This window comes from Arthrobacter cavernae (assembly GCF_017368795.1).
Classification (GTDB): domain Bacteria; phylum Actinomycetota; class Actinomycetes; order Actinomycetales; family Micrococcaceae; genus Arthrobacter; species Arthrobacter cavernae.
Genome location: NZ_JAFNLL010000025.1, coordinates 55,660 through 76,643, shown reverse-complemented (window position 1 = coordinate 76,643; position 20,984 = coordinate 55,660). Strand labels below are relative to the sequence as shown.

The window sequence follows — 20,984 nt, the reverse complement described above, 5'->3', positions numbered from 1 at the left end:
CTCGGGGCCACAGCAAAAAGAAGGGCAGATTTTGTCTGCCCGGCTGGCTAGTGTTGTTTACAGCAACGAATGCCGGCCATTACTACACAAGGACGGGTCATGACACAGGCGGGACGCCAGGGTTCACCACGTAACAGTTCGGGACGCAACGGTTCTGGACGCAATGAGGCACGCGGCGGCGCAGGCCGCACGGGCGCGGGCGGATTCTCCGGCCGCAGCAGTGCCGGCGGCGCAGCCAAGCGCGGCTTCAGCCAGGGCGGCGACCGCCCCTTCCAGGGCGAACGGCCCTTCAAAGCGGCCCGTCCGCGTGAAGCAGCCCCGTTTGACCCGGACAACCCCACCACGGCCGGCGATTACGACCGCGGCCGCGACACCAGGCCGGCCAAGCCGTTCCGCAAGCCCGGCTCCAATAAGCCCGGTTCCGGCAGGGCCCCCGGCACGCCCGGTGCGCCCAAGCGCAAGACCGGCAGCAACGCCAAGCAGTACGGCTCCCGCGCCTTCGGCAGCGAGCGTTTCGGCCAGAACCTTGGCCCCATCCGCAAGCCGTCCCGCGGCCCGCGCCAGGACGTGCCGCAGTCCGATCTGCACGACGTCGACGGCGTCCGCCTGCAGAAGGTCATGGCCCAGGCCGGCGTGGCTTCCCGCCGCGTCTGCGAGGAAATGATCCTCGAGGGCCGCGTCGAGGTGGACGGCCAGCTGACCACCGAACTCGGCGTGCGCGTGGACCCCGCAACGGCTGTCATCCACGTTGACGGAATCCGCATCCAGCTCGACGAAACCCTCGTCTACATGGTCTTCAACAAGCCCAAGGGCGTTGTTTCCACCATGGAAGACCCGGACGGCCGTCCGTGCATCAGCGACTTCCTGCGCAAGCAGGCCAAGGGCGAGCGGCTTTTCCATGTCGGACGCCTGGACGTCGCCACCGAGGGTCTGCTGCTGCTGACCAACGACGGCGAACTGGCCAACCGCCTGACGCACCCCTCCTACGAGGTGCCCAAGACGTACCTGGTCCAGGTCCGCGGGCCGTTCCCGCACGGCGTCGGCGCACAACTCAAGGCCGGCGTGGAGCTCGAAGACGGCATCGCCGCCGTGGACTCCTTTAAGCTGGTGGACTCCACCCCGGGCCACGTCCTGGCTGAGGTTGTGCTGCACTCCGGCAAGAACCGCATTGTGCGCCGCATGTTCGACGCCGTCGGCTTCCCAGTAGAGCGCCTTGTCCGCGTCAAGATTGGCCCCATCGGCCTGGGTGACCAGCGCCAGGGCAGCATCCGCAACCTCGGCAGGCAGGAAGTCGGCCACCTCCTGGCATCCGTGGGGCTCTAGGGCATGACGGCATTCCGCTCGCACGGTCGGGGACACCTTGATGGTCCGGTGGTCGTGTTCGGTACAGGGCTGCTCGGTGCCAGCATCGGCCTCGGCCTGCGTGGCCGGGCGGTTCCGGTCTACTTGTCGGACCCCTCGCCCACCAACCAGGCCGTGGCCGTGGACATCGGTGCAGGCCGTCCCTTGGCCGAGCTGCAGGAACAGCCCCAGCTGGTGGTTGTTGCTGCGCCGCCCGATGTGACGGCCGACGTCGTCGAGCGCGCGCTCCGGGACTACCCGGACGCCGTGGTGGTGGACATTGCCAGCGTCAAGGCGGGCATCCAGGCGCAGCTTCGGCAGCGGGGCGTGGACATGGCCCGCTACGTGGGAACACATCCCATGGCGGGCCGCGAAAAGTCCGGTCCCGTTGCCGCGCGCGGCGAGCTCTTCACCTCCATGCCGTGGGTCCTGTGCCCCGGCGAGGAAGCCAGCCCGGAGGCGCTCCGGGTGGCGCGCTCCCTCGCAGCTGACCTGGGTGCGATCGTTTCGCAGTTCACCCCCGATGAGCACGACGAAGCCGTGGCACTGGTCTCGCACCTGCCGCAGATCATGTCCTCGCTGCTGGCCAGCCGGCTGCAGGGCACTCCGCTGCATGCGCTGTCCCTTGCCGGCAACGGACTTCGGGATACCACCCGCATCGCCGCCAGCGATCCCACCCTGTGGGTGCAGATCCTCGGCGGCAACGCGGACAAGGTGGTCACCATCTTGCACGGCGTGCGGGAGGACCTGAACCGGCTCATCGGAACCTTGGAGGATCCCCTGGCACCCGGTGCCAGGCTGGACCTTGCCCAGCTGATCAGCGAAGGCAATGCCGGCCAGGCCCGGATCCCGGGCAAGCACGGCGGACCTCCTCAGGCATACTCGTGGCTGACCGTGCTGGTGGACGACCGTCCGGGCCAGATCGCCCGGCTCCTGACCGAGATCGGCGAGATCGGCGTGAACGTGGAAGACCTACGGCTGGACCACTCGTCCGGCCAGAACGTGGGCATGGTGGAGCTCTCCGTGCTGCCCAACAAGCACGACCTCCTTGTAGAAGCCTTGACTGACCGTGGATGGCGGGTACTCCAGTAATGACGCGTGAATTCTTCGGACCCGAGACGGTCGCCCGCCCCGGCAAGCCGCTGGTGATTGCCATCGACGGCCCCTCCGGATCGGGCAAGTCCAGTGTGAGCAAGGAAGTGGCCCGGCGGCTGAAACTGGCGTACTTGGACACGGGCGCCATGTACCGGGCGCTGACCTGGTACTGCCTCAACAACGGCATCGACCTCACGGACGGTGCTGCCGTCGAGCAGGCCTCCAAGACCATGCCCCTGGAAATCAGCACCAGCACCGGCACCGAGTATGTCGCGGTCAACGGCACGGACATCACCGAGGAGATCCGGGATCCACGGATATCCTCGTCCGTCAGTGCCGTGGCCACCACCCTTGGTGCCCGCACCGAACTGATCCGGCGCCAGCGCCGGCTCATCGAGCAGCACCACCACCGCATGGTGGTGGAAGGCCGCGACATCACCACCGTCGTCGCGCCGGGAGCGGAAGTCCGCATGCTGCTGACCGCCAGCGAGGAAGCACGGCTTCGCCGCCGCGGGATCCAGCTCGGCGGCACGCAGAGCAAGGCACAGCTTGCAGCCCAGGTCATCCAGCGTGACGCCAAGGACTCCACCGTGGTGAACTTCACCCAGGCGGCCGACGGCGTGGTGACCCTGGATTCCTCGGACCTGGACTTCGAGGAAACCGTGGACATCGCGCTCAATATTGTCGGCAAGGTCATCTATGGTGACTGAGCAGGCACTCCCGGCCTCGTGGACTAGGTTCTGGAGCCGGCCAGTCGGCTGGCTCATCGACCATGCGATCTACCGGACGTCCGTCACCGGCCGTGCGAACGTTCCAGCAGCGGGACCGGTGATTTTCGCGGGGAACCACATCAGCATGCTGGATGGCCCCGTCATGTTCGGGGCTTCCCCGCGGCCCATGCACATCCTCGTCAAGAAGGAGATGTTCACGGGCTTTCTGGGGCGGGTCTTGCGCGGCTCGGGCCAGATTCCGGTGGACCGTGCGGGAGACCGCGCGGCCCTGCACCTGGGCAAAAGACTGCTCGACGCCGGCCGTTGCGTCGGGATTCTCCCTGAGGGGACCCGGGGGAGCGGCACCGCTGAAAGCATCGGCAGCGGCGTTGCCTGGCTGGCCCTGAATTCCGGGGCCACTGTGATACCCGTGGCCATCCTCGGCACCAGGACCGGCAACGAGCACCGCGACCATATCCCCGGGCCGGGCCGCCGGCTCCACGTCAGCTTCGGCGAGCCACTCACCGTGCAGCGCCGGAACGGCGAGCCCGGGCGTGTTTCAATGGACAGGGCGGCTGCGGAAATCCGCGACGCATTGGCAAAGCACGTTCGGGATGCCATCCACACCACCGGGCAGGACCTTCCGCAGGACCCCGTGCCCCGGTCTACACACTCCGCAGCACCGTCAAAAAGCAGTAGCCGGGACGCCGGCAGACCACCACAAAGGAAAGTGCAATGAGCGATACGACTCAAAAATCCGGCAACCATGGAGCCGGCGACGACGAATACACGCCCACCGGCACCGACCAGGTGGCTGAAAACCTTGCCGCCCTGGACGACGACGAGGCCGAGCTCCGCGCCGCCACCCTGCTGGCCGGCCTGGATGACTACGAGCTGGACGAAGACGACGCAGCCCTGCTGCGCGGCGAATACGGCGACGAGGGCGAAGACGGCCCACTGAAGCTGGACCCGGTGCTGGCCATCATCGGCCGCCCCAACGTGGGCAAGTCCACGCTGGTGAACCGGATCCTCGGCCGCCGCGAGGCCGTCGTAGAGGACACCCCCGGCGTCACCCGTGACCGCGTCATGTACTCCGCCAACTGGAACGGCCGCAACTTCACGCTGGTCGATACCGGTGGCTGGGAGCACGATGCCAAGGGCATCCACGCCCGTGTGGCAGAGCAGGCCGAAATGGCCGTGGAGCTGGCCGACGCCGTGCTGTTCGTGGTCGACTCCGCCGTTGGAGCCACCGCCACGGACGAGGGCGTCATGAAGATGCTGCGCAAGTCCAAGAAGCCGGTCATCATGGTGGCCAACAAGGTGGACGACTTTGCCCAGGAAGCCGACTCCGCAACGCTCTGGGGCCTCGGCTTCGGCGAGCCGTACCCGGTCTCCGCACTGCACGGCCGCGGCGTGGCCGACCTCCTCGACCACGTCATGGACACGCTGCCCGAGTTCTCCACGGTGGAAGGCGTCGAGCGTTCCGGTGGTCCCCGCCGCATCGCCCTGATCGGCCGCCCGAACGTGGGCAAGTCCTCCCTGCTGAACAAGCTGGCCGGCACCGAGCGCGTGGTTGTCGACCCGCTCGCCGGCACCACGCGCGATCCCGTGGATGAATTCATCGAACTCGGCAACCGCACCTGGCGTTTCGTGGACACCGCCGGCATCCGCCGCCGCCAGCACATGGCACAGGGCGCGGACTTCTATGCCTCCCTGCGCACGCAGGCAGCGCTCGAAAAGGCCGAGGTCGCCGTCGTGCTCCTGGCCGTGGACGAAGTGCTCAGCGAGCAGGACGTCCGCATCCTGCAGCTGGCCATTGAATCCGGCCGTGCGCTGGTCCTCGCCTTCAACAAGTGGGACCTGCTGGACGACGAACGCCGCCGCTACCTGGAACGCGAAATCGAGCAGGACCTGGCCCACGTGGAGTGGGCGCCGCGCGTCAACATCTCCGCCAAGACCGGCTGGCACAAGGACCGCCTGGTGCCTGCGCTGGACATCGCGCTGGAGAGCTGGGACCGCCGTATCCCCACCGGCCGCCTGAACGCCTTCCTGGGCGAGCTCGTTGCGGCGCACCCGCACCCGGTCCGCGGCGGCAAGCAGCCCCGCATCCTCTTCGGCACCCAGGCCTCCAGCCGCCCGCCGAAGTTCGTGCTGTTCACCACCGGCTTCCTGGACCCCGGATACCGCCGCTTCATCACGCGCCGCCTGCGTGAGACGTTCGGCTTCGAGGGCACGCCCATCGAGGTCAACATGCGTGTGCGTGAAAAGCGCGGCAAGAAGCGCTAAATGAGACGCGCATCACAGTCGACTTTGGCTCTGATGGCGCAGGCAACCTCCAAGGTCGTGTAAGCTTTTGGAGGTGGTTCAGCCGGACTGCTTAGGTGAGAATCCACGGATGAAAACCTAGGCGGAGAACGGCGGAACTAACGGGCTGTAGCGCAGCTTGGTAGCGCACTTGACTGGGGGTCAAGGGGTCGCAGGTTCAAATCCTGTCAGCCCGACCAAATGAAAAACCCCGCCGTTCCCGAGAGGGAGCGGCGGGGTTTTTCGTGTCCCTGGAGAGGTGGGGGCTGGCCCGGCGTGCCCGGCCCAGCCTGACCTTCTTTGAGTGGCTACTCGATGTGAGTCGTGCGGCTGGAAGTCACTGGCGAAAGACGATGGCATGCTTGACCTCATGTCCGCAGCTCGAAATGCACGCCAGGGTGGTTGTGATTGCGCCCGATGCTTCTACTGTGACATGTACCTTGCCCGACGCCACGAACATGATCACTTCCCGGTTCCGCGCGCATTTGGGGGTGGAGCGGTTGTGCCTACGTGCATCAACTGCCACGACCTCAAGGACCGGATTGCCTTGGGGAATTGGCCAGTTGCTGGTGCGATCGCCGGCATTCAAGAACTCCTCAACGTTTTCGTCCCCTCCGGCGAAATGGAAGCACGTGCGGAGCAGCCGATTCCGAGAGGGTATCCGCACTGGATCTTTGAATACATGGCTTGGCGGGTCGTGCGGGAGAGGTGGTTGTCACTCTCCCCAATTGCGAGAGTGCTCTACGGGAAGCTGTCGGTCTTGGATCTTTCGTGGAGACGCGGTCCCACCTCTCGCCGAGACTGCGGCGACCGGACGTCCCCTGGGGGTCTCAGGCCGGTGGATGTCGGAGGGTCGCGTCCCGGCCTCGGCCGCAGTAGCCTTCCTGACCTTCTTTGAGTTCGGACCGTCGCCGACACGCCGCACGAACCGGCGTGTCGGCGAGCCGCCAGGCTCAAAGAAGGTCGGGGCGGTCGCCCTGCAGGGACTACACCCCCTGCAATGCCCCCAGCGCCTTGACCAGCGGCTCCAGCTCCGGAACCAGCTCCGCCGAGGCCAGCGCCGCGGCCAGGGTCTCGTCGTGCGCAGGTTTGGCCTCCAGTAGCAGCTTCTGGCCGGCGGATGTCAGCTCCGTGTATATGCCGCGGCGGTCGTCGGCACACAGGATGCGCGTCAGCAGGCCGCGGTCCTCCAAGCGGTTTACCAGGCGCGTGGTGGCGCTGCTGGACAGAGCGGTGGCGCGGGCCAGCTGCTGCATCCGCATATGCCAGCCGTCCTGCCGGCTCAGGGCGTCCAGGACCGTGTACTCCACGACGGAGAGCTCGACGGCGGACTGAAGCGCCTTTTCGAGCTCCGCCTCGATGCTCCCGTGCAGTGCCGCGAGCGTCCGCCAGCCCTGCGCGCGTACTTCTACGGCGTCGTCCTTGATGCCCATGCCTTCTGTGCTCCTGCCTGAATCTCGAAAATGGCGGCGCCGCAAAGTAGTTGCTTGCGCAAGTATCTGGCGCGTGCAACTATATACGAAGCGCCTGCAACTAATATTCTACGGTTCCCGGCGGCGCACATCCACTTCCCAAGGAACCGGCCCCATTTAAGGAGCACCACATGCCCGCAGGGTTGATTGCCCTGGCTCTCGGCGGATTCGGCATCGGCCTGACCGAATTCGTCATCATGGGCCTCTTGCCCGAGGTCGCCGCCGACTTCAACGTCAGCGAAGCCTCGGCCGGCTGGTTCATCTCCGGCTACGCACTCAGCGTCACTGTCGGGGCCCTGCTGGTTACCGCAGCGGTTACCAGGCTGCCGCGAAAGCCCGTGCTGATGGGCCTTCTGCTCCTGTTCATTGTGGGCAACCTGCTCTCGGCCATCGCCGACAGCTACCCGGCGATGCTGCTCGGCCGCATCATTGCCGCCCTCTGTCACGGCGCCTTCTTCGGCATCGGCTCCGTGGTGGCAGCGAGCCTCGTGCCGGCGCACAAGAAGGCCGGCGCCATTGCCATCATGTTCACAGGGCTCACCGCCGCCAACGTCCTGGGCGTTCCCTTCGGAACCCTCCTGGGGCAGAGTCATGGCTGGCGCTCCACGTTCTGGGCCATCACGGCCATCGGCGTGGTCGCCCTGCTCGGCATCGCTTTCCTGGTCCCGCGGAGCAGTGCGGAGCCCAGCAAGGGCCTGCGCAGCGAGCTCGGCGCCTTCACATCCGGCCAGGTCTGGCTGTCCATCCTGGTCACGATCCTGGGCTACGGCGGCATGTTCGGCGCCTTCACGTACATCGCCTTCACCCTGACCGAGGTCTCCGGCTTCGACTCAAGCGCGGTCCCGTGGCTCCTGGCGATCTTCGGCGCCGGATTGTTCGTCGGCAACGTCATCGGCGGCAAGGCGGCGGACAAGGCCCTGGACAGGACGCTGACCACCGCGCTGCTGGCCCTCGTGGCCGTGCTGGTGTTCTTCGGGCTCACGGCAGCCAACCCTGTTGCCACGGTCTTCTCCCTGGCCCTCATGGGCGGCATTGGATTCGCGGCCGTTCCGGGAATGCAGATGCGCGTCATGCATTTCGCGGCCTCTGCCCCGACGCTCGCTTCCGGTGCCAACATCGGCGCCTTCAACCTCGGCAACGCGCTCGGCGCCTGGCTGGGCGGCGTGACCATCACCCTCGGCCTCGGGTACACCTCGCCCATCTGGGCGGGGGCCGCGATCACCGTCGTGGGGTTGCTCGTCATGCTGGCCGCGGCAGCCGCCGCCCGACGCGCGGGAACTGTGGCCGGAGAGCCAACGGCCGACGTCGAACGCGAACCCCAGGCGGCCGGCGTCGCCTGAGCCTGGACAGCAAGGCAGCAAAAAAGCCCGCTGCGGGATCTCCCTGGCGGGCTTTTTGCCGTTCCCGGTATCTACTTCTTGTCGGGCTTGCCGTCCACGTCCGGCTTGCCGTCGAAGACATCGGTGACGCGCCGCTTTGCGTCGTCGAGGAACGCTGCAGGGCCCGACGTCGGGCGGCCACCTGCCGCGCGTTCGGCGTCGCGGGCTTCCTTCTCGGCCTGCTTGGCGGCCTTGAGCCGTTCGCTGTCGGCCTGCTTCAAGGCCTTGACCTTCTTGCCCCGGCTGCGCCACACCGTCCAGAGGATGACTACCATCACGAAGGCGACTGCGGCCGCAATCGCTGAAATGGCTGTCCAGGTGGTGAAGAAGCCTGCGTCCACGCTCAGCGTCCGCTGGCCGGCATGTGCTGATTCCGAGGAGCCGAAAACAATGCCGGCCGTCAGGAGGTTGGGTGTGGCGATGGCTACGGCCAGCAGCACGATGACGATTTTCCACGGCCATTTGATGGCCTTGTGCGTCGCCTGCCACGCAACCAGAAGCGGGAGGAAGGTGAACACGAAGCCGTAGAACATGCCCACGAGCACGCTGGCACCGAGATCGCGGCGGATCTGGCCGGCAATGACGTCGGACCACCAGCGGGGAAGTATGGCGGACAGGATGAAGTAGCTGGCTACGGCGATGAGCAAGGCAACAAGGACCAGAATGATCTTGGCTCCCCAGTTGCCTTTTTTCCTGGCAGGTGCCTGTGCTTGTTCAGTCATGCGTCCATCATGGCAGAGGCCCCGCGCGCACTGCCGCAACTTCGCCAGGATTGCCTAGCCGGCCTTCCCGCGGCGCCGCTTCTCGAGGATTTCCCCCCGGTCTGGCAGGTGGGGCAATACTGCAGCGAACCGCTGGCATACGCGACTTCCCGTACCGTGTCCCCGCAGTCAGGGCATGCTTGTCCCGTCCGTCCATGGACCCGCATGGAGGACTTCTTCAGGGCCTTGAGGTCTTCGGGTGGTTTGCCTGTTGCCTCCTGCACGGCGTCCGCCAGGAGAGACCTCATGGTGGTGAAGAGGCGCTCAATCGTCTCAGAGTCCAGGGTTGAAGCAGCCACAAACGGTGAAAGCTTTGCTGCGTGCAGGATCTCGTCGCTGTATGCATTTCCGATCCCTGCGAGGACTTTCTGATCCTTCAGGAGTGCTTTGAGCTGCTGCCTCGCGCTGAACAGCCTGCTGAACTCCTCCAGGCCAAAGCCGGGTGCCAGCGGTTCCGGTCCCAGTTCGGCCATGCCATGGATGTCCGCCGGATCACTGACGATGAAGACGGCCAGGCCCTTCCACGTCCCGGCGTCAGTGAGGTCGAAAGACACGTCCTGGCCGTTCCGCGCGAAATTCAGCCGCGCGGCAATGAAGCCGGGCTTGTCCACGGGACCCACGGCCTTCTCCATGAAGTGCAGCCAGCCCGCCTGCGCCAGGTTGAAGGCCAGGAACATGGCCGCGGGGTAGCTCGCCGCGGGCGGCGTGTCCGGGCCCGGAACCGTCTTGAGGAGGACGAACTTTCCCCGCCGGGACACCGAATCGACCATCCGCCCCGGCAGCTCCTCCGGCGGGGGATTCTTGGTCTTCAGCGAGAAGTAGTTCGGGAACTGCACTTGCGTGATCACGGCGCCCCTGAGCTTCCCGTCCAGAAATGTGGCCATTGCTGCGAGTTCGGGGAGTTCGGGCATGGTCAGCTTCCTTTGCGGACATGCCGGTGAGGGCCGGATCAGACACACTCCCATGATCCCAGACGCCTCTGGGGAGGGAAGGCGATTGTGCATATACTTTCAGCGGTGGCCGGAAGCCCGGTCCGCCGTCGAGGTCAGTAACAGTCCCGATGAAAGGCGACCGATGAGCAACATTCCTGCCGATCTTTCCTACACCGCCGAACATGAATGGGTCACCGCCCCCAATACCGAGGGCATTGTGCGGATCGGAATCACCGATTTTGCCCAGGACGCGCTGGGCGATGTTGTGTACGCCCAGATGCCGGAAGCCGGCACAACAGTGGCCGGAAACGACGTCGTCGGTGAAGTCGAGTCCACCAAGAGCGTCAGCGACATCTACGCGCCGGTATCCGGTGAAGTGGTGGCCCGCAACGAGGCGCTGGACACGGACCCGTCCCTGATCAACTCGGACCCTTACGGCGAAGGCTGGCTCCTTGAAGTCAAACTGGCCGAAGCAGACGCTGTGGAGTCGCTGCTCAGTGCATCTGAGTATGAACAACAGGTAGGCTAAAGTTATCTGGCCCGCCCGGCTGGTACTCCCCTGTTAAGGGGAGTCGGGAAGGCGGGCCAGCCAACCGATTTCCCGGCGGAACCGGGCGAAGGTGTGGCCGGCAGCGAGCAGCAGCCGGCGGATGAGGAGGAATTTCCATGGTTGGCGGCGAACAGAACCAAACCAATGGCGAGAACGGTGCGGACGAACAGCCAACGCCGGAGACCACTTCGATCAGCCTGACGCCCGTATGGGATGAACCCAACATCGCGCCCAAGCTGGCCCCCGAAGAGCGGGCGTCCGTGGAGGCGCTGCCGCCGGATTCTGCGCTGCTCATTGCGCACAGCGGACCGAACGCCGGTGCCCGCTTCCTGCTGGACTCGGACACCACCACGGCAGGCCGGCACCCCGATGCCGACATCTTCCTTGATGACGTGACGGTTTCCCGCAAGCACGTGGAGTTCCACCGCACGGAATCCGGCTTCGAGGTCGTGGACATGGGCAGCCTGAACGGCACCTACGTCAACCACGACCGCGTGGACAGCGTGCAGTTGAGGACCGGCAATGAAGTCCAGATCGGCAAGTTCCGGCTGACCTACTACCTGAGCCCTGCCCGCGCAGCTGGCCAAGTCTGATTCCGGGGAACCACTCTGTGGCAATGGCCCAGCCGGAGCGTCGAGGGCCCCAGGTCCTGAACATCGGGGAAGTTCTCGCTCAATTAAGCGACGACTTTCCCACCATGACGGCGTCCAAGATCCGTTTTCTGGAGGAGAAGGGGCTTATCAACCCCAAACGCACTCCGGCGGGATACCGTCAGTATACGGACAGCGATGTGGAGCGGTTGCGCTTCATCCTGGCCCTGCAGCGGGACCAGTACCTGCCGCTGAAAGTCATCAAGGACTATCTTGACGCGATCGACCGCGGAGAGCGGCCGGACAAGCTGCCGGAGGGGGTCACCGTGTCTCCACGGATCGTTTCCGACGCACTTGCTGCCGAGATCCACGGACATGCCCGTGCCCTGACCGAGGAGCAGCTGCGCACGGAGTCCGGTGCCAGCGTTCCACTGCTGCAGTCGCTGCTCAGTTTCGGGCTCATCAGCCACGCCAATGGAAAGTTCGACGAACATGCACTCCAGGTGGCCCGCGCCTGTGTCCAGCTCGAGGACCATGGCCTGGAGCCGCGCCACCTGCGCCCGTTCCAGGCGGCGGCCGAACGTGAGTTCAGCCTTGTTGAGCGGGCCGTTGCGCCGCTGACCTCCCGGAAGGACGCATCCTCGCAAGCCCGGGCTGCCGAAGCCGCGCGCGAAATCAGTGAGCTTTGCCTGAGCCTGCACCGGGCGCTGGTGCAGGACCGTATCTCCCGCATGGATACCTGATGATCGAAGTCGAAATTGTCGGCGTCCGGATCGAGCTGCCGTCCAACCAGCCGCTGGTTCTCCTGCGCGAGATCAACGGTGAACGGCATGTGCCCATCTGGATCGGGACGCCCGAGGCCAGCGCCATCGCCCTGGCGCAGCAGGGGGTGGTTCCGCCGCGGCCCATGACGCACGATCTCCTGATCGATGTTGTCGAATCCCTCGGACACTCGATCATCAGCGTCAACATCGTGGCCGTGGAGGACAACATCTTCTACGGTCAGCTGCAGTTCGACAACGGCACCGTGGTCAGTTCCCGGGCGTCGGACGCGCTGGCACTGGCGCTGCGTGCCAAATGCCGGATCTGGTGCGCCGATGCCGTCATGGAGGAAGCCGGGGTCCGCATCACCGAGCATGACGAAGGTGAGGAAGCCGAGCCGGGCCCTGCTGTTGACGAAGAAGGCGAACTGCGCAGGTTCCGCGAATTCCTGGACGACGTGGAGCCAGAGGATTTCGAGGGCTGACCCAGAATAAGGTTGAAGTTAAGGCTGAAGGTTTCGACACGACCCGAAATTGCTCCCGACGTCTTTGACCTTGGGCCTCCACAGGCCTAACGTCGAAGGTATCAAGTTCCCGTTGCATACACTGCCTGCGCAAGTCACACTGGAAAGTGGGCCTGCGCGGAAATGACACGGATGGGTTTCGGCCCCGTGTTGTGTGCTGGATGCACCTTCCCCAAGGGAACTTACTACAAGGAGGGTCACGTGAGTCCGAAAGGCGATGCAGGCGAGCTAAAGCAGGCCTCGACCGGCACTGCTGCGCACGCGGGCGGTGCCCAGGGTCTCCTGTTTACGGAGGACCTTCCCGTGCTGGACGAGGACGCGGGCTACCGCGGTCCCACGGCATGCAAGGCCGCAGGCATCACCTACCGCCAACTCGACTACTGGGCCCGCACCGGCCTCGTTGAACCAGCTGTCCGCGGGGCCGCAGGCTCCGGTTCCCAGCGCCTCTACGGTTTCCGCGACATCCTGGTCCTGAAGGTCGTTAAGCGGCTGCTGGACACCGGGGTTTCCCTCCAGCAGATCCGTACGGCTGTGGAGCACCTGCGCGAGCGCGGTGTGGAGGACCTGGCCCAGATCACTCTCATGAGCGACGGCGCCAGTGTCTATGAATGTACGTCTGCGGACGAAGTCATTGATCTTGTGCAGGGCGGACAGGGCGTGTTCGGCATCGCTGTCGGCCGCGTCTGGCGGGAGGTCGAGGGCAGCCTCGCCGCGCTGCCCAGCGAGCGCGTAACGGAGCAGTCCTTTCCCGATGACGAATTGAGCAAGCGCCGCGTCGCACGCCGCATCAGCTAGCGGCTTTCCTATTTGCTGCGCTGCTTGGGTTGCGTCGGCGGAGCTGCCGCCCCGGGGTTTCAGTGCTGGCGGCGGTCCCGCAGGCCGCTCTTCGCGGACAGCATGTTCTCCAGGAGCGTGTCGAAGAGTTTGGCGGCGTTCTTGGCCGAATCGCCGGGCCAGTGGTGCACGGCATGGGCCGCACCCTGGATCTGCTGCCAGTTGGCCTGTTCCGGGATGTGCGGGGCGAGCAGCAGCTCACCGAACATGGATTCCATTTCGCCCAGGCGGAAGGTGTGTTCGGCGGAACCGCTCCGGACACGGTTGGCAACAATCCCTGCCGGCGCCAGGTTCGGCGCGAACTCCTTCCGGAACAGCTGGATGGCCCGCATGGTGCGCTCCGTGCCTGCTACGGAAAACAGTCCGGGCTCGGCCACCAGCACCACGCGGTCGCTCGCGTTCCAGGCCATGCGTGTGAGGCCGTTGAGCGACGGCGGGCAGTCCACCAGGACGAGTTCGTACTGTTCGCCGGCGGCGAGGACGGCGGACAGGCGGCGGAGATCCCTCCGGCCAAGGTCCGGTCGGTCATAGATGCCGGTGTACGCGGATCCCACGGCAACGTCGAGGACGCGGGCGTGTGCGCCCCTGCCGTTGGCGTTGGAGACCCAGCCGCTGCTGGCCACGTTTTCGCTCAGCCTGGCCTTGCGGGGGTTCTTCAGCATTCGGCCGATGTCGAGTTGCTCGCCGGGCTGTACCCCGAGGGCCGTGGTGGCGTCTGCGTGGGGGTCGAGGTCGACGACGAGCGTGGGGATTCCGGCAGCCAGCGCCGCCGAGGCCAGTCCGGTGGTGACGGACGTCTTTCCCACTCCGCCCTTGAGGCTGCTGATGCTGACTACTTGCACTTGAGAACCCAAAACCTAACGCCGGTTGCCGTGTCGCGGTGTTTTTGCCCCGGGCAGAGCCGGTGCGGGGCATGCCGAAGCCCCCTCAACATCATATGTTGCGCGGGGGCCGATTCCCGCCTTTGCCTGTCTGCCCCCGCCGGGTCCCGGCCCGGCACTAGCATGGTGCTCGCCCGCGCGCACGCTTATACAGCCCACATGACGATTGCTTTGTGATGGTTGCCACAAAGATTTGTGTTTGCCGCTGGTGGCATTACACACTGTGACCACCGACCGATACACCCGCAATGATGCAGGAGAAGTATGTTTTCGAAGATTCTGGTGGCCAATCGCGGAGAAATCGCGATCAGGGCATTTCGCGCTGGTTATGAACTGGGCGCCAAGACCGTTGCCGTCTTTCCGCACGAGGACCGAAACTCGATCCACCGGCAGAAGGCCGATGAGGCCTATCTCATTGGCGAGGCCGGCCACCCGGTCCGCGCCTACCTGGACGTTGCAGAGGTTGTCCGTGTAGCCAAGGAATCCGGTGCCGACGCCATCTACCCGGGCTACGGCTTCCTCTCCGAAAATCCTGACCTGGCCCGCGCGGCCAAGGCCGAGGGCATCACCTTTGTCGGTCCGCCGGCCGAGGTCCTAGAGCTTGCAGGCAACAAGGTTGCCGCGCTCGAGGCCGCCCGCAAGGCCGGCGTGCCGGTCCTGAAGTCGAGCAAGCCCTCGAAGGACCTCGACGAACTCATTGCGGCCGCCGATGAAATCGGTTTCCCGATCTTCGCCAAGGCCGTTGCAGGCGGCGGTGGCCGCGGCATGCGCCGCGTCGAAACCCGCGAAGCGTTGCCGGACGCCCTGCAGGCGGCCATGCGCGAAGCAGACGCCGCCTTCGGCGATCCCACCATGTTCCTTGAGCAGGCCGTGCTCCGGCCGCGCCACATCGAGGTCCAGATCCTGGCCGACGCCGAAGGCAACGTCATGCACCTCTTCGAGCGCGACTGCTCGCTGCAGCGCCGCCACCAGAAGGTCGTGGAAATCGCTCCGGCCCCGAACCTGGACGAATCCATCCGCCAGGCCCTCTACCGCGACGCAGTGGCCTTCGCGAAGGCCCTGAACTACGTCAACGCCGGCACCGTCGAGTTCCTCGTGGACACCGAGGGCGAACGTGCGGGCCAGCACGTGTTCATCGAAATGAACCCGCGCATCCAGGTCGAGCACACCGTGACCGAAGAAATCACGGACGTTGACCTCGTCCAGGCGCAGCTGCGCATTGCCTCCGGCGAAACCCTGGCCGACCTCGGCCTGAGCCAGGAGACGGTCGCCATCAAAGGTGCCGCGCTCCAGTGCCGCATCACCACAGAAGACCCGGCCAACGGCTTCCGCCCCGACGTCGGAAAGATCACCGGCTACCGTTCCGCTGGCGGCGCCGGCGTAAGGCTCGACGGCGGCACTGTGTACTCGGGTGCCGAAATCAGCCCGCACTTCGACTCGATGCTGGTCAAGCTCACCTGCCGCGGCCGGGACTACCCGGCAGCCGTGGCCCGTGCGCGCCGTGGCCTCGCCGAATTCCGCATCCGCGGTGTTTCCACCAACATTCCGTTCCTGCAGGCCGTGCTGGCCGACCCGGACTTCATCGCAGGAAACGTCGCCACCGACTTCATTGACAAGCGCCCCGAGCTGCTCAAGTCCCACGTCTCCGCGGACCGTGGAACCAAGCTGCTCACCTGGCTCGCGGACGTCACTGTGAACAAGCCGAACGGCGAACTCAAGGTGCACTCCGACCCGGCAAGCAAGCTCCCCGCCGTCGAAGGTCCCGTTCCCACCAAGGGCTCCCGCCACAAGTTGCTGGAACTCGGTCCGGAGGGCTTCGCCAAGGCCCTGCGCGAGCAGCAGGCACTGGCCGTCACGGACACCACGTTCCGTGACGCCCACCAGTCGTTGCTGGCCACCAGGGTCCGTACCCGCGACCTCGTGGCCGCCGGCCCGGCCGTCACCTCGCTGCTGCCGGAGCTCCTCTCGGTCGAGGCCTGGGGCGGTGCCACGTACGACGTCTCCCTGCGCTTCCTCGGCGAAGACCCCTGGGACCGCCTGGCCGCGCTCCGCCAGGCAATGCCCAACGTCTGCCTGCAGATGCTCCTGCGCGGCCGCAACACCGTCGGCTACACGCCGTACCCGGAAGAAGTGACGGAGGCCTTCGTCACGGAGGCAGCGGCCACCGGCATCGACATCTTCCGCATCTTTGACGCCCTCAACGACGTCAACCAGATGGCCCCGGCCATCCGCGCCGTCCGGGCCACAGGCACCGCCGTCGCCGAAGTGGCACTGTGCTACACCGGCGACATGCTCAATCCGGACGAGACCCTGTACACGCTCGACTACTACCTCGAGCTTGCCCAGAGGATCGTCGACGCCGGTGCGCACATCCTGGCCATCAAAGACATGGCCGGCCTGCTCCGCCCTGCGGCCGCGGCGAAGCTGGTCGCGGCCCTTCGTGAGCGTTTCGATCTGCCGGTCCACCTGCACACCCACGACACAGCAGGTGGCCAGCTGGCCACGCTATTGGCCGCCGTGGATGCAGGAGTCGACGCCGTGGACGTCGCCTCGGCGTCGCTTGCCGGCACCACCAGCCAGCCCTCGGCGTCCGCGCTCGTCGCGGCGCTTGCCCACACGCCGCGCGATACGGGCCTCAGCCTGGCCAACGTCAGTGCCCTGGAGCCGTACTGGGAGGCCGTGCGCCGCGTGTACGCACCGTTCGAATCCGGCCTGCCGGGCCCGACAGGCCGCGTCTACCAGCACGAAATCCCCGGAGGCCAGCTCTCCAATCTGCGCCAGCAGGCCATTGCCCTGGGCCTCGGCGAGCAGTTTGAAGCCATCGAGGACATGTACACCGCAGCGGACCGCATCCTGGGCCGCCTGGTCAAGGTGACTCCGTCCTCCAAGGTGGTGGGCGACCTCGCGCTGCACCTCGTGGGCCTGAACGCGGATCCCGCCGACTTCAACGAGAACCCGCAGAACTACGACATCCCGGACTCCGTCATCGGCTTCCTCTCGGGCGAATTGGGTGACCCTCCCGGAGGCTGGCCCGAGCCGTTCCGCACCAAGGCCCTGCAGGGCCGTAGCATCAAGGTGCGCGACGTCGAGCTCAGCGCCGAGGACAGTGCCGCGCTTAAGTCCGATTCGAAGACGCGCCAGCACACGCTGAACCGTCTGCTCTTCGACGGCCCCACCAAGGACTACCTGAAGAGCGTGGACAACTACGGCAACATCTCCGTGCTGGACACCCGTGACTACCTGTACGGCCTGCAGCGCGGCGCCGAGCACGTGATCGAGCTGGAGAAGGGCGTCCGCCTGATCGCCCAGCTTGAGGCCGTGTCTGAGGCCGACGAGAAGGGCATGCGCACGGTCATGTGCACGCTCAACGGCCAGTCCCGCCCCGTGGTGGTCCGTGACCGCTCCGTGGTGAGCAACGTCAAGGCCGCCGAGAAGGCAGATCCCGCACAGCCCGGCCAGGTCGCCGCGCCGTTCGCGGGTGCCGTCACGGTCACGGTCAAGGCCGGCGACATCGTCAAGGCCGGCGATACGGTTGCCACGATCGAGGCCATGAAGATGGAAGCCTCCATCACGACGCCGGTTGCGGGCACTGTCTCGCGCCTCGCCGTATCGGCGGTCGAGCAGGTCCAGGGCGGCGATCTGTTGCTCATCGTCGAGTAGCCCCGAAGCTGCATAGACGAAGGAACCCCGTCCGGATATTCCGGACGGGGTTCCTTTTGCTTGTGCGGCTTAGGAAACGCGGGGTGCCGAGTACATGTCCTCGATGACGGACTCGAAGTCCTTCATCACCTGGGTGCGCTTGACCTTCATGGAGGGGGTCAGATGGCCCGAGGCTTCGGTGAAGTCGGCGGGAACGATCCTGAAGGATTTGATGGCTTCGGCCTGGGACACCGACTGGTTGGCACGGTTGACCAGATCCTGGACGGCTGTCTGGACCACGGCGTTGTCGGCTGCCTGCGCCAGCGTGGTGGACGCCGGCAGCCCATGGCGCTCCAGCCACCCCGGGAGTGCCTCCTCGTCCAGTGTGACCAGGGCGGCGATGAACGGCCGGTTGTCGCCCACCACGAGCACCTGCGACACCAGGGCGTCGGCGCGGATCTGGTCCTCCAGCAGGGCAGGAACCACGTTCTTGCCGCCGGCAGTGACGATGATTTCCTTCTTGCGTCCGGTGATCTTCAGGAAGCCTTCGTCATCCAGCTCGCCGATGTCTCCGGTCCGGAACCATCCATCCACAAAGGTTTCTGCGGTGAGGTCCTCGCGCTTGTAGTAGCCCTTCATGACGCAGTAGCCCTTGGCGAGGATCTCGCCGTCGTCCGCGATCTTGACCGAGTTGCCGGGCAGCGGGGCCCCCACAGTGCCGATCTTGATGAGGGACGGCCTGTTGACGGTGATCGGGGCGGTGGTTTCCGTGAGTCCGTAGCCTTCGAGGATCTGCAGGCCGATGCCCTGGAAGAAATGGCCGAGGCGTTCGCCCAGCGGCCCACCGCCGGATACGGCGTGGGCGACCTGTCCGCCCATGGCTGCCCGCAGCTTGCCGTAGACCAGTTTGTCGAACAACGTGTGCTTGAGCCGCAGCCCCAAGCCAAGGGAACCGGACTGGCGGGCCTTGGAGTATTCGATCGCGGTGTCCACGGCCCGGTGGAAGATGGCCCCCTTGCCGCCGTCCTCGGCCTTGGTGAGCGCCGAGTTGTAGACCTTCTCGAAGACCCGGGGGACGGCCAGGATGAACGTGGGCTGGAAGCTCTGGAGATCGGCCAGGAGGTGCTTGATGTCCGGCGTATGTGCCACCTGCACGCCGCCGGCAACGGCCAGCACGGAGATGAACCGGGCGAAGACGTGGGCCAGGGGAAGGAACATGATGGTCTTGGCGTTCTCGTTCACGACGTCGCCGAGGGCTGCCCTCGCGTTCTCCGAGAGTTCCACGAAGTTTCCGTGCGTGAGTTCGCAGCCCTTGGGCCGGCCCGTGGTGCCGGAGGTGTAGATGATGGTGGCGAGGTCGGCCAGGCCGGCCGTGCTGCGCCGGGCTTCGAGCTCTTCGTCGCTAACGCCCGCGCCTGCTTGGCGAAGGGTGTCCAGACCGCCGCCTTCGAGTTGCCAGACGTTGGTCATGGCGCTGATGTCCTCGGCAGCGACCGCCTGCCTGATGATGTCTTCGTGGTGGGCTGCCTCGCCGAACGCGGCAACCGCGCCGGAATCTCCGAGGTTCCAGGCGACCTGCGACGGGGAGGACGTCTCGTAGATGGGGACGGTGACAGCGCCGGCGAACCAGATGGCGAAGTCCACCAGTGACCATTCGTAGCGGGTCCGGGACATGATGCCCACGCGGTCACCGGGTCCCACTCCGCTGGCGATCAGGCCCTTCGCGATGGCCTGCACATCGGCGAGGAACTCTGTGGCGCGGATGTCCTGCCACTGCCCGTTGCCGTCGAGCTTGGAGAACAGGGCAGGGTTGGACGGCTTGGCGGCCTGGCGGATCACAAGGTCCGTCGTGTTGGTTTCTGGGGCGATGCTTACAAGGGGCGGAACACTGATTTCACGCACGATAGCTCCTTCGATATCAACAGACCACATTGGGGCTGCTCTTACTCTAGTACGCCGGTTTCCCGGGGTGTGTCCTATTTCACCTACTGGCGAGTAACTTTACGGTTTGGCCCCCGGCCCCGCCAATCGGCAGCTCACGGAGGCACGGCAAATCCGCCGGGTGGCCATGGCGAAGCGGCCTTGCAGAATAGGATGTCTGAATGCCCCTTCGCCCGCCCACTCAACAGCCCGGACCCCGCCCATCGGCCTGGTCCGGCTCCGCTGCGGTCCGCTGGCGGCCCGCGGCCCGCTGGGGTGCCGTGCCGTGGGCCAGCTGCAGGACGCATCTGGGCCGCAGGGGACTGGCCATCGGAATCGACATCGGAGGCACCAAGGTCGCCGCCGGAGTGGTGGATGCCGAGGGCCGGGTCCTCGCGGAGGCCCGCCGCTCCACCCCGGGAAGCGACCCCCGTGCCGTGGAGCAGGTCATCGTGGACCTCGTCCACGAACTCGGCGCCGGGCACCGCATCGCCTCGGTGGGCATCGGTGCGGCCGGGTGGATGGACCTCGACGGCGGCACGGTCCTGTTCAGCCCGCACCTTGCGTGGCGGAACGAGCCACTCAGGGCTAATCTGCAACAGCTCCTGCGCCGACCGGTTCTCTTGACGAACGACGCCGACGCCGCAGCCTGGGCGGAATGGCGCTTCGGTGCGGGGCAGGGGGAGAGCCGGCTGGTCTGCATCACCCTTGGCACCGGCATCGGCGGCGCCATGGTCATGGATGGCCGCGTGGAGCGCGGGCGCTTCGGCGTGGCGGGCGAGTTCGGCCACCAGATCATCATGCCCGGCGGCCACCCCTGCGAATGCGGCAACCGCGGGTGTTGGGAACAGTACGCTTCGGGGAATGCCCTGGGCCGCGAGGCGCGCGCCTTTGCCAGCTCGGGCACTGCGGAGGCGCAGGAGCTCTTGGCCGGCAGCGGGGGAAAGCCCGAAGGGATCACAGGCCTCACGGTGAGCGGATTTGCCCTGGCCGGCAATGCCGCTTCCAGGGAACTGCTGGCGGAACAGGGCCGGTGGCTCGGGCTGGGCCTGGCCAATCTGGCCGCAGCCCTGGACCCTGGCATGTTCGTCATCGGCGGCGGGATGTGCGACGCCGGGGAACTGCTCGTCGCTCCGGCCCGGGCCGCATTCGAAGAAAACCTCACCGGCCGCGGATTCCGCCCCGCCGCACGGATCGAACTGGCAGCCCTGGGCCCGCGGGCCGGAATGATCGGGGCCGCAGACTTGTCACGGGTCAGCGGCAGGACCCACGGCTAAGCCAGGGGCCGGCG

18 protein-coding genes and 1 tRNA gene are annotated in these 20,984 nt (G+C 66.1%); 14 read left to right on the top strand and 5 right to left on the bottom strand.

What is annotated here, in order from left to right; genetic code table 11:
* The first annotated feature begins 99 nt into the window (after positions 1-99).
* The 6 genes from J1902_RS11225 to J1902_RS11200 all read left to right on the top strand — a co-directional run bounded on the left by J1902_RS11225 (position 100) and on the right by J1902_RS11200 (position 5,650).
* Positions 100-1,323 (top strand): pseudouridine synthase, encoded by a 1,224-nt coding sequence (locus J1902_RS11225; protein WP_207616343.1) that lies wholly within the window; start codon positions 100-102, stop codon positions 1,321-1,323.
* A gap of 3 nt (positions 1,324-1,326) precedes the next feature.
* Positions 1,327-2,433 carry a prephenate dehydrogenase gene (locus J1902_RS11220; RefSeq protein WP_207616342.1) on the top strand — a complete coding sequence of 369 codons (1,107 nt, stop codon included), beginning with the start codon at positions 1,327-1,329 and terminating at the stop codon, positions 2,431-2,433.
* Complete coding sequence (cmk, locus tag J1902_RS11215; protein WP_207616341.1) at positions 2,433-3,146, top strand: (d)CMP kinase; 714 nt, start codon at positions 2,433-2,435, stop codon at positions 3,144-3,146. Before J1902_RS11220 ends, cmk begins: the two co-directional genes overlap by 1 nt.
* Positions 3,139-3,885 (top strand): lysophospholipid acyltransferase family protein, encoded by a 747-nt coding sequence (locus J1902_RS11210; RefSeq protein ID WP_372434475.1) that lies wholly within the window; start codon positions 3,139-3,141, stop codon positions 3,883-3,885. Before cmk ends, J1902_RS11210 begins: the two co-directional genes overlap by 8 nt.
* Positions 3,882-5,432 (top strand): ribosome biogenesis GTPase Der, encoded by a 1,551-nt coding sequence (der, locus tag J1902_RS11205; protein ID WP_207616339.1) that lies wholly within the window; start codon positions 3,882-3,884, stop codon positions 5,430-5,432. Before J1902_RS11210 ends, der begins: the two co-directional genes overlap by 4 nt.
* Before the next feature lie 141 nt (positions 5,433-5,573).
* Positions 5,574-5,650: transfer RNA gene (locus J1902_RS11200), tRNA-Pro, on the top strand.
* Positions 5,651-6,436: 786 nt separating this feature from the next.
* On the opposite strand, the gene J1902_RS11195 is transcribed toward J1902_RS11200, so the two are convergent.
* Complete coding sequence (locus J1902_RS11195) at positions 6,437-6,883, bottom strand: MarR family winged helix-turn-helix transcriptional regulator (protein WP_207616338.1); 447 nt, start codon at positions 6,881-6,883, stop codon at positions 6,437-6,439.
* Positions 6,884-7,053: 170 nt separating this feature from the next.
* Here J1902_RS11195 and J1902_RS11190 point away from each other — a divergent pair, with 170 nt between their 5' ends.
* Positions 7,054-8,262, top strand: coding sequence for an MFS transporter (locus J1902_RS11190; protein ID WP_207616337.1), 1,209 nt, complete (start codon positions 7,054-7,056; stop codon positions 8,260-8,262).
* Between the two features lie 71 nt (positions 8,263-8,333).
* Here the strand turns inward: J1902_RS11190 and J1902_RS11185 are convergent, their stop codons facing one another.
* Positions 8,334-9,023, bottom strand: coding sequence for a hypothetical protein (locus tag J1902_RS11185; RefSeq protein WP_242701896.1), 690 nt, complete (start codon positions 9,021-9,023; stop codon positions 8,334-8,336).
* The gene (locus J1902_RS11180; protein WP_207616336.1) at positions 9,020-9,973 is read right to left on the bottom strand and encodes a DNA-formamidopyrimidine glycosylase family protein; all 954 of its coding nucleotides are present in this window, start codon (positions 9,971-9,973) and stop codon (positions 9,020-9,022) included. Before J1902_RS11180 ends, J1902_RS11185 begins: the two co-directional genes overlap by 4 nt.
* 163 nt (positions 9,974-10,136) lie before the next feature.
* Here J1902_RS11180 and gcvH point away from each other — a divergent pair, with 163 nt between their 5' ends.
* From gcvH to J1902_RS11155, 5 genes are all read left to right on the top strand, one after another.
* Positions 10,137-10,523: a glycine cleavage system protein GcvH gene (gene gcvH, locus J1902_RS11175; protein ID WP_207616335.1), complete on the top strand. Its 387-nt coding sequence runs from the start codon at positions 10,137-10,139 to the stop codon at positions 10,521-10,523.
* A 137-nt stretch (positions 10,524-10,660) separates the two neighbouring features.
* The gene (locus tag J1902_RS11170) at positions 10,661-11,137 is read left to right on the top strand and encodes an FHA domain-containing protein (protein WP_207616334.1); all 477 of its coding nucleotides are present in this window, start codon (positions 10,661-10,663) and stop codon (positions 11,135-11,137) included.
* A gap of 23 nt (positions 11,138-11,160) precedes the next feature.
* The gene (ftsR, locus tag J1902_RS11165; protein WP_207616333.1) at positions 11,161-11,877 is read left to right on the top strand and encodes a transcriptional regulator FtsR; all 717 of its coding nucleotides are present in this window, start codon (positions 11,161-11,163) and stop codon (positions 11,875-11,877) included.
* Entirely contained in the window at positions 11,877-12,380 is a 504-nt protein-coding gene (locus J1902_RS11160) for a bifunctional nuclease family protein (protein WP_207616332.1), read from the top strand. The genes ftsR and J1902_RS11160 overlap by 1 nt, the downstream gene beginning before the upstream one ends.
* A gap of 240 nt (positions 12,381-12,620) precedes the next feature.
* Positions 12,621-13,214 carry a MerR family transcriptional regulator gene (locus J1902_RS11155; RefSeq protein WP_207616331.1) on the top strand — a complete coding sequence of 198 codons (594 nt, stop codon included), beginning with the start codon at positions 12,621-12,623 and terminating at the stop codon, positions 13,212-13,214.
* Positions 13,215-13,273: 59 nt separating this feature from the next.
* Here J1902_RS11155 and J1902_RS11150 read toward each other — a convergent pair whose 3' ends face one another.
* Positions 13,274-14,095, bottom strand: a complete 822-nt coding sequence (locus J1902_RS11150; protein ID WP_207616330.1) for a ParA family protein — start codon at positions 14,093-14,095, stop codon at positions 13,274-13,276.
* Between the two features lie 303 nt (positions 14,096-14,398).
* Between J1902_RS11150 and J1902_RS11145 the strand changes: the two genes are divergently transcribed.
* Positions 14,399-17,794, top strand: a complete 3,396-nt coding sequence (locus J1902_RS11145; protein WP_207616329.1) for a pyruvate carboxylase — start codon at positions 14,399-14,401, stop codon at positions 17,792-17,794.
* A gap of 69 nt (positions 17,795-17,863) precedes the next feature.
* Here the strand turns inward: J1902_RS11145 and J1902_RS11140 are convergent, their stop codons facing one another.
* Positions 17,864-19,675 carry an AMP-dependent synthetase/ligase gene (locus J1902_RS11140; RefSeq protein ID WP_207616328.1) on the bottom strand — a complete coding sequence of 604 codons (1,812 nt, stop codon included), beginning with the start codon at positions 19,673-19,675 and terminating at the stop codon, positions 17,864-17,866.
* Positions 19,676-19,875: 200 nt separating this feature from the next.
* On the opposite strand from J1902_RS11140, the gene J1902_RS11135 reads away from it, so the two are divergent.
* Positions 19,876-20,970: an ROK family glucokinase gene (locus tag J1902_RS11135; protein ID WP_207616327.1), complete on the top strand. Its 1,095-nt coding sequence runs from the start codon at positions 19,876-19,878 to the stop codon at positions 20,968-20,970.
* Positions 20,971-20,984 lie beyond the last annotated feature (14 nt).

Coding starts and splice junctions, on each gene's coding strand:
- J1902_RS11225 (WP_207616343.1), top strand. CDS start 100: ATGACACAGGCGGGACGCCAGGGTTCACCACGTAACAGTTCGGGACGC.
- J1902_RS11220 (WP_207616342.1), top strand. CDS start 1,327: ATGACGGCATTCCGCTCGCACGGTCGGGGACACCTTGATGGTCCGGTG.
- cmk (WP_207616341.1), top strand. CDS start 2,433: ATGACGCGTGAATTCTTCGGACCCGAGACGGTCGCCCGCCCCGGCAAG.
- der (WP_207616339.1), top strand. CDS start 3,882: ATGAGCGATACGACTCAAAAATCCGGCAACCATGGAGCCGGCGACGAC.
- J1902_RS11195 (WP_207616338.1), bottom strand. CDS start 6,883: ATGGGCATCAAGGACGACGCCGTAGAAGTACGCGCGCAGGGCTGGCGG.
- J1902_RS11190 (WP_207616337.1), top strand. CDS start 7,054: ATGCCCGCAGGGTTGATTGCCCTGGCTCTCGGCGGATTCGGCATCGGC.
- J1902_RS11185 (WP_242701896.1), bottom strand. CDS start 9,023: ATGACTGAACAAGCACAGGCACCTGCCAGGAAAAAAGGCAACTGGGGA.
- J1902_RS11180 (WP_207616336.1), bottom strand. CDS start 9,973: ATGCCCGAACTCCCCGAACTCGCAGCAATGGCCACATTTCTGGACGGG.
- gcvH (WP_207616335.1), top strand. CDS start 10,137: ATGAGCAACATTCCTGCCGATCTTTCCTACACCGCCGAACATGAATGG.
- J1902_RS11170 (WP_207616334.1), top strand. CDS start 10,661: ATGGTTGGCGGCGAACAGAACCAAACCAATGGCGAGAACGGTGCGGAC.
- ftsR (WP_207616333.1), top strand. CDS start 11,161: ATGGCCCAGCCGGAGCGTCGAGGGCCCCAGGTCCTGAACATCGGGGAA.
- J1902_RS11160 (WP_207616332.1), top strand. CDS start 11,877: ATGATCGAAGTCGAAATTGTCGGCGTCCGGATCGAGCTGCCGTCCAAC.
- J1902_RS11145 (WP_207616329.1), top strand. CDS start 14,399: ATGTTTTCGAAGATTCTGGTGGCCAATCGCGGAGAAATCGCGATCAGG.
- J1902_RS11135 (WP_207616327.1), top strand. CDS start 19,876: ATGCCCCTTCGCCCGCCCACTCAACAGCCCGGACCCCGCCCATCGGCC.